9 protein-coding genes are annotated in these 6,098 nt (G+C 65.8%); all 9 read left to right on the plus strand.

The window, feature by feature from the left end; all coding sequences use genetic code 11:
- Nucleotides 1-73: 73 nt before the first annotated feature.
- Entirely contained in the window at nt 74-202 is a 129-nt protein-coding gene (locus JOY90_RS12900; protein WP_291691512.1) for a hypothetical protein, read from the plus strand.
- A gap of 5 nt (nt 203-207) precedes the next feature.
- Nucleotides 208-1,305: an ABC transporter ATP-binding protein gene (locus JOY90_RS12905; protein ID WP_291691513.1), complete on the plus strand. Its 1,098-nt coding sequence runs from the start codon at nt 208-210 to the stop codon at nt 1,303-1,305.
- Nucleotides 1,298-2,329, plus strand: a complete 1,032-nt coding sequence (locus tag JOY90_RS12910; RefSeq protein WP_291691514.1) for an ABC transporter ATP-binding protein — start codon at nt 1,298-1,300, stop codon at nt 2,327-2,329. The genes JOY90_RS12905 and JOY90_RS12910 overlap by 8 nt, the downstream gene beginning before the upstream one ends.
- Nucleotides 2,326-2,940 (plus strand): dihydroxyacetone kinase subunit DhaL, encoded by a 615-nt coding sequence (gene dhaL, locus JOY90_RS12915; RefSeq protein WP_291691515.1) that lies wholly within the window; start codon nt 2,326-2,328, stop codon nt 2,938-2,940. Before JOY90_RS12910 ends, dhaL begins: the two co-directional genes overlap by 4 nt.
- Nucleotides 2,937-3,329: a dihydroxyacetone kinase phosphoryl donor subunit DhaM gene (gene dhaM / locus JOY90_RS12920; protein WP_291691516.1), complete on the plus strand. Its 393-nt coding sequence runs from the start codon at nt 2,937-2,939 to the stop codon at nt 3,327-3,329. Before dhaL ends, dhaM begins: the two co-directional genes overlap by 4 nt.
- Nucleotides 3,330-3,343: 14 nt before the next feature.
- Nucleotides 3,344-3,625, plus strand: a complete 282-nt coding sequence (locus JOY90_RS12925) for an HPr family phosphocarrier protein (protein ID WP_291691517.1) — start codon at nt 3,344-3,346, stop codon at nt 3,623-3,625.
- Nucleotides 3,615-5,225 (plus strand): phosphoenolpyruvate--protein phosphotransferase, encoded by a 1,611-nt coding sequence (ptsP, locus tag JOY90_RS12930; RefSeq protein ID WP_291691518.1) that lies wholly within the window; start codon nt 3,615-3,617, stop codon nt 5,223-5,225. Before JOY90_RS12925 ends, ptsP begins: the two co-directional genes overlap by 11 nt.
- On the plus strand, nt 5,222-5,641 hold the full coding sequence (locus JOY90_RS12935) for a hypothetical protein (protein ID WP_291691519.1): 420 nt from the start codon (nt 5,222-5,224) through the stop codon (nt 5,639-5,641). Before ptsP ends, JOY90_RS12935 begins: the two co-directional genes overlap by 4 nt.
- Nucleotides 5,642-5,680: 39 nt before the next feature.
- Nucleotides 5,681-6,098, plus strand: a 418-nt coding sequence (locus JOY90_RS12940; protein ID WP_291691520.1) for a dihydroxyacetone kinase subunit DhaK, incomplete at its 3' end; no start/stop codon positions are given.

The following is a 6,098-nucleotide window of genomic DNA, read 5'->3' on the forward strand; positions in this document are numbered from 1 at the left end:
AATGAGCGATTCTGCTACAGCCAAGACTGGAGTGTCTCGCTGGTTCCCTCGCGGGCCCTGGGAGGCTGGCGCGATGACCCTGATCGGCGGCGGCATCATCATGCTGGTGCAGCCGTGGTCGATCGATCTGTACGGCTACTCATTCGTGACGATCCTCGCCGGCACGGCCAGCTACGTCATCGTCAGCCATTTTCCGGAATAGGTCACATGGCACAGATCCGCGTCGAAAACCTGCGCAAATCGTTCGATCAGTTCACCGCCGTGGCAGGCTCGAACTTCACCATCGACGATGGCACCTTTTTCGCGATGCTCGGGCCCTCCGGCTGCGGCAAGACCACGACCTTGCGGATGATCGCGGGCCTCGAACTGCCGACGGCGGGTCGCATCCTGCTCGACGACGCGGACGTGACGGCGTTGCCCGCCTCCGCCCGGGACATTGCCTTCGTGTTCCAGCTCTTTGCGCTCTATCCACACATGAACGTGCGGCAGAACATCGGCTTTCCGCTGCGTTGCCAGAACCATCCGCGCGCCGAGATCAAGCGGGCGGTCGAGGAGGCGGCGAGGCTGCTGCGGATCGATCATCTGCTCGACCGCCGGGTCGGCGGCCTCTCGGGCGGCGACCGTCAGCGCGTCGCGCTCGGCCGCGCCATCGTACGCAGGCCGAAGGCGTTCCTCATGGACGAGCCGCTGGGCGCGCTCGATTCGGAGTTTCGCAGGCTGATGTGTGGCGAACTGCGCGAGCTGCACGACCGCATCGACGCGACCACGGTCTACATCACCCACGACCAGCTCGAAGCCATGGCGATGGCCGATTGCATCGCCATCATGAATGGCGGCCGTGTCGAGCAGATCGGCGCGCCGCAGGAGATCTACGATCGCCCGAAGACGATGTTCGTGGCCGATTTCATCGGTGCACCGCCGATGAGCTTTCTCGATGTGCACACGGCCTTGCGACGGGGCGATCGCGTGATCAGGATAGACGGCGTGCCCGTCGACATGCCCGAACTGTTCGAGGATCGCGCCGAAAGCAGGTTCGCCCTCGGCGTCCGCCCCGAGAATGTCTCGTTTGCGGACGCCTCGGATCTGCGCGGGCGCGTGATCGGCGCCGAATATCTCGGCACGACGCAGATCGTCACCGTCACCACGGCGAGCGGCCAGCTCAAGGCACGGCTGCCGTCCGGCGAGCCGATTCAGGTCGGCGAAACGGTAGGCCTCAAGCTGCGGCCGGACCGGCTCTCGCTGTTCGATACGGCCAGCGGGCTGGCGCTGTCGTCGGCCCTTTATGCGGGAGGACATGGTGGCTGAGGTCTCTCTCTCCGACGTCAGCAAGCGTTTTGGCGCGGTGGATGCGGTGCGTGGCCTTTCGCTCGCGATGGCCGACGGCGAGTTCGTCGTGCTGCTGGGGCCGACCGGGGCCGGCAAGACCACGACCCTTCGTCTCATCGCGGGGCTGGAGCGGCCCGACCATGGAAGCGTCATGATCCGCGGGCGCGACGTCACCAGGGAGGTGCCGGCCGAGCGCGACGTCGCCTTCGTGTTTCAGCAATATTCGCTTTATCCGCATCTGACCGCCTATGACAATCTCGCGTTTCCGTTGCGCTCGCCGGCGCGGCGCATGGACGAAGCCTTCATCCGCCGGCGGGTGCAGCAGGTGGCGGAACTGTTGCACATCGAGCAGAAGCTGAACAATCGTGCGACCGCGCTGTCCGGCGGCGAGATGCAGCGGGTGGCGATCGGCCGGGCGCTGGTCCGGGAGCCGGCCGTCTACCTGATGGACGAGCCGCTGTCTTCGCTCGACGCCAAGCTGCGCGCCGAATTGCGGCTCGAGCTCAAGCGCATCCAGCGGGAGCTGGGCACGACCATCCTTTATGTGACCCACGACCAGACCGAGGCCATGACCATGGCGGACCGGATCGGGGTGATGAGCGAGGGGGTCTTGATCCAGCTCGGTGCGCCCCGGGATATCTACGAACGGCCAGAGAGCGTCTACGTCGCCGGCCGTCTCGGCGCCCCCGCCATCAACCTCATTCCGGCAGCGTTGCTGACAGGCAGTTCACTGCCGCGGCAGGTGCAGACAGTGGGATTGCGCACGGAGCATATCCGGATCTTCCCGGTCGATCGCTCAGGTCTCCGCGCACGCGTGCATTGGGTCGAGCATCTCGGCGACCAGAACCACGTGCATCTCAAGCTCGATACCCATTCGCTCGTGACCCTGGCTGACCCAGCGCAGGAACTGAAGGCCGGAGACCTTGTTGCCCTCGAATTCATCGAGCCGCTTTATTTCGATCAGTCCGGCAACCGAATCGCGGTGAATGGAGGGCGCGCATGATGATCGACCGCCAAACGCGCAAACGTCTCCTCAAGACCGTGGCCAATCGTGTCATCGCTTGCGCCGACGAGCTCACCGATCTCGATCGCGCCATCGGTGATGGTGACCACGGCGCCAACATGCGTCGCGGTTTCGAGGCCGTGCTGGCCGCGGTCGACGATCTGTCGGCCAAGAGTTTTGGCGAATCGCTGAAGGGCGTCGGCACCACGCTGGTGATGAAGGTGGGCGGCGCCTCCGGCCCGCTCTACGGCACCCTGTTCTTATCGCTTGGCAAGTCGCTCGCGGACGAAGTTGACCGCGAACAGGTCGTAGACGCCTTCGTGGCCGCGATCGAAGCGGTGAAGGCGCGCGGCAAGTCCGATATCGGCCAGAAGACCATGCTGGATGTGCTCTACCCCGTGCTCGGCGTGTTGCGCGAGAGCGGCGAGGATCTGCCGGCGCGCCTGAAAACGGTTGCGAGGCTCGCCGCCGAGAGCACCATCCCGATGAAGGCCATTCGTGGTCGCGCGTCGTTCCTCGGCGAGCGCAGCATCGGCCACATGGACCCCGGCGCACGGTCCGCTGCGCTGATGGTCGACGCCGTCGTAGACGTCATGGAAGGTTTTGCATGAAAGGCAATGTGGGAATAGTCATCGTGTCTCATTCGGCGGATGTCGCCCGCGGCACGGCGCTGATGGTCGAGCAGATGGTCGGCCGCGAGGTGCCGCTCGGCTGGTGCGGCGGAGATCCCGACGGTGGGCTTGGCACCAGCGTCGAGGCGATCCTGGCGGCGATCGACAAGGCCTGGTCAGAGCAGGGCGTGGCCATCCTCGTCGATCTTGGCGGCGCCGAGACCAACAGCGAAATGGCGATCGAGATGCTGCCGGAATCGCGACGAAGCCGCGTCGTCGTCTGCAATGCGCCCGTCGTGGAAGGCGCGGTGATGGCGGCGACCGAAGCGGCGTCGGGGGCGCCGCTGGACGTCGTGCGCCGCACGGCCGAAGAGCTGACGCCGGCATGATGCAGGACGGCGGCATGAACAGGCTTCGCGCATCGGCTCTCATTCGGCACGAGGTCGGGCTGCACGCCAGGCCCTCGGTCAAGCTCACCAAGCTGGCCAAGGCTTTCGAATCGAAGATCGATCTGGGACTCTCGCCCGACGGGCCCTGGGTCGACGCCAAGAGCATCGTCAAGGTGATGGCGACCAAGGCGCCGAAGGACTCGACCCTCTACTTCAGGGCCGAGGGCAGCGATGCGGAGGCGGCACTCGATGCGCTCGTGACCTTGGTCAACGAGGATTTTCCGGATGGACCATAGGGCGCGGCGAACGACCCGTCGGATCGAGGGCTGGCCTGCCGCCCCGGGGGTTGCGTCGGGGCCGCTCATGCGTCTCGCTGCGGCTGCAGCTGTTGCCCGCAAAGGCGGTTCCACCGCGGGAGAGCGGCAGGCGCTGGCGGATGCCCTCGATGCTTCGCGGCTGGATCTTGCCGCACTGGTGGGCGAGATGAAGAACGAGGAGGCGCAGGCGATCCTGTCGTTCCAGATCGCGCTGCTGGAAGACGAAAATCTCGCTGCTCCGGCCTTCGCGCTGATCGCGGACGGCGAGGCCGCGGACCGGGCCTGGATCGCCGGGATCGACCCGGAGATCGCCGGCTATGAGCAGGCCGTGGATCCCTATTTCCGCGCCCGCGCGTCCGATTTGCGCGATCTGCGTGATCGCGTGCTGCGACACCTCGCGGGTGAAGTCGATCAGGCCGTTCCGGCGGGTGTCATCGTGCTGGCCGACGACATGCCGCCATCGGTGTTCCTCGCCACCGATTGGAGGGACGGCGGCCTGGTGCTGCGCCGGGGCAGTCCTTCCAGCCATGTCGCCATTCTTGCCCGGTCGCGCGGCGTGCCGATGATGGTCGGTGGGGATGTCGAAGGTCTCGAAGCCGGTGTGGATGCCGTCCTCGATGGTGATGCCGGCGCGCTCATTGTCGATCCCGATCCCGTATTGCGTGCCGAATATGATCAGCGCCTTGCCGAAAAGTCGCAGGCGCGGCAGGCCTTGGCCTCGTTCGATGGCCCGGTGCTGACGGCAAGCGGCGAACCCGTTCGTCTCATGATCAATGTCACGGGGCTCGCCGAACTTCGCGACATCGACCCCTCGAAGGTCGATGGCATCGGCCTGATGCGGACCGAGTTCCTGTTTCATGGCCGCGAGAGCCTTCCCACCGAGGACGAGCAGTACCAGATCTACCGGCAGATGGCGGAATGGGCGGCCGGCAAGCCCGTGACCATCCGCACCCTCGACGCCGGCGGCGACAAGCCGGTCGCGGGCTTGACGCAAGCAGGCGAAATCAATCCGTTTCTTGGCGTGCGTGGCGTGAGGCTGTCGCTCGAGCGGCTCGACGTCTTTCGCCTTCAGTTGCGGGCACTGGCGCGGGCAGCGGTCATTGGCCATCTGAAAGTGATGATCCCGATGGTCACGGTGCCGGAAGAGCTCGATCGTTGTCGCGCGCTGTTCCGGGACGCCGTCGAGGAGCTGCGTGGCGAAGGGATCGAGGCGGCGATGCCGCCGCTCGGCATGATGGTCGAGGTGCCGGCGGCCGCGCTCGCGATCGAGGATTTCGACGCCGACTTCTTTTCGATCGGCAGCAACGATTTGATCCAGTATGTGATGGCGGCGAGCCGGGACGAGCCGCAACTCGCCGATCTCGCCCGCCCCTCGCGGGCCATCTTCCATCTGATCGGGCATGTGGTCCGTCATGCCGACCGTTGTGGCCGCGAAGCCAGTCTGTGCGGCGATCTGGCGGGCGATCCTAGCCAGGTCGCGGCGCTGCTCGATCAGGGCTTGCGCAGCCTGTCGGTCGCGCCCGGCGCGCTGGCGCCCGTCAGGGCCGCGATCGCCCGTTATCCGGGCAGGCCGGCATGAGCACGCAGGCGACCCCCGCGAGCGCGCAGGACCTCATCGCGGCCTACAAGGCCATCCTACGCGACGTTCTCGATCGACGTCCATCCGGCATGCGGCAGCGGCTCGCTGAAGGTCTCGGCAAGAACCGCAGTTTCATCACCCAGATCGCCAACCCGGCCTATCAGACGCCAATTCCCGCACAGCACGTGCACGCCATCATGCAGATCGGCCATTTCTCCGCGCAGGAGAAGGAGCGGTTCCTCGCGGCCTATCACCGCGCGCATCCGCGGCGACTGCTGCTCCTCAAGGAGCGGGAGCGGACCCGGCGGCTCACGCTGATGTTGCCGGATCTCGGCAGCGAGCAGAAGAACCACAGGCTCGACACCCTCTTGAGCGAATTCGCCGAGAAAATCGTGAGGCTGATCGAGGATACCTGAAGCGACGCGACAACGAAAAGCAGGACAAGGGAGGGAGACATGAAGAAGCTGATCAACGCCGTTGAGGACGTGGTGAATGAGAGCCTCGCGGGCTTTTGCGCCGCTCATTCCGACGTCGTGCGGCTCGGTGAGACTGCGCCCTTCGTGCTGCGACGGAATCTGAAATCCGGCAAGGTGGCGCTGGTGTCGGGCGGCGGCTCCGGACATGAGCCGCTGCACGGCGGATTCGTCGGGCCGGGCATGCTGGACGCGGCCGTTCCCGGCCAGGTCTTCACCTCGCCGACACCCGACCTGATCCTTGCTGCCGCGGAAGCCGCCGACACCGGGGCCGGCGTGCTATTCATCGTCAAGAACTACGAAGGCGACGTCATGAACTTCGAGATGGCGCGCGAGATGTCGGGAAGGACGATCGCGACCGTGATCACCGATGACGACGTAGCGGTCGAGACCTCGACCT

The sequence above is a fragment of the Bradyrhizobium sp. genome (genome assembly GCF_019242285.1).
In the GTDB taxonomy this organism is placed as follows: domain Bacteria; phylum Pseudomonadota; class Alphaproteobacteria; order Rhizobiales; family Xanthobacteraceae; genus Bradyrhizobium.

Bases quoted from the DNA above. Each gene is read 5' to 3' on its own strand.
- JOY90_RS12900 (WP_291691512.1), top strand. From the start codon at position 74: ATGACCCTGATCGGCGGCGGCATCATCATGCTGGTGCAGCCGTGGTCG.
- JOY90_RS12905 (WP_291691513.1), top strand. From the start codon at position 208: ATGGCACAGATCCGCGTCGAAAACCTGCGCAAATCGTTCGATCAGTTC.
- dhaL (WP_291691515.1), top strand. From the start codon at position 2,326: ATGATGATCGACCGCCAAACGCGCAAACGTCTCCTCAAGACCGTGGCC.
- dhaM (WP_291691516.1), top strand. From the start codon at position 2,937: ATGAAAGGCAATGTGGGAATAGTCATCGTGTCTCATTCGGCGGATGTC.
- JOY90_RS12925 (WP_291691517.1), top strand. From the start codon at position 3,344: ATGAACAGGCTTCGCGCATCGGCTCTCATTCGGCACGAGGTCGGGCTG.
- ptsP (WP_291691518.1), top strand. From the start codon at position 3,615: ATGGACCATAGGGCGCGGCGAACGACCCGTCGGATCGAGGGCTGGCCT.
- JOY90_RS12935 (WP_291691519.1), top strand. From the start codon at position 5,222: ATGAGCACGCAGGCGACCCCCGCGAGCGCGCAGGACCTCATCGCGGCC.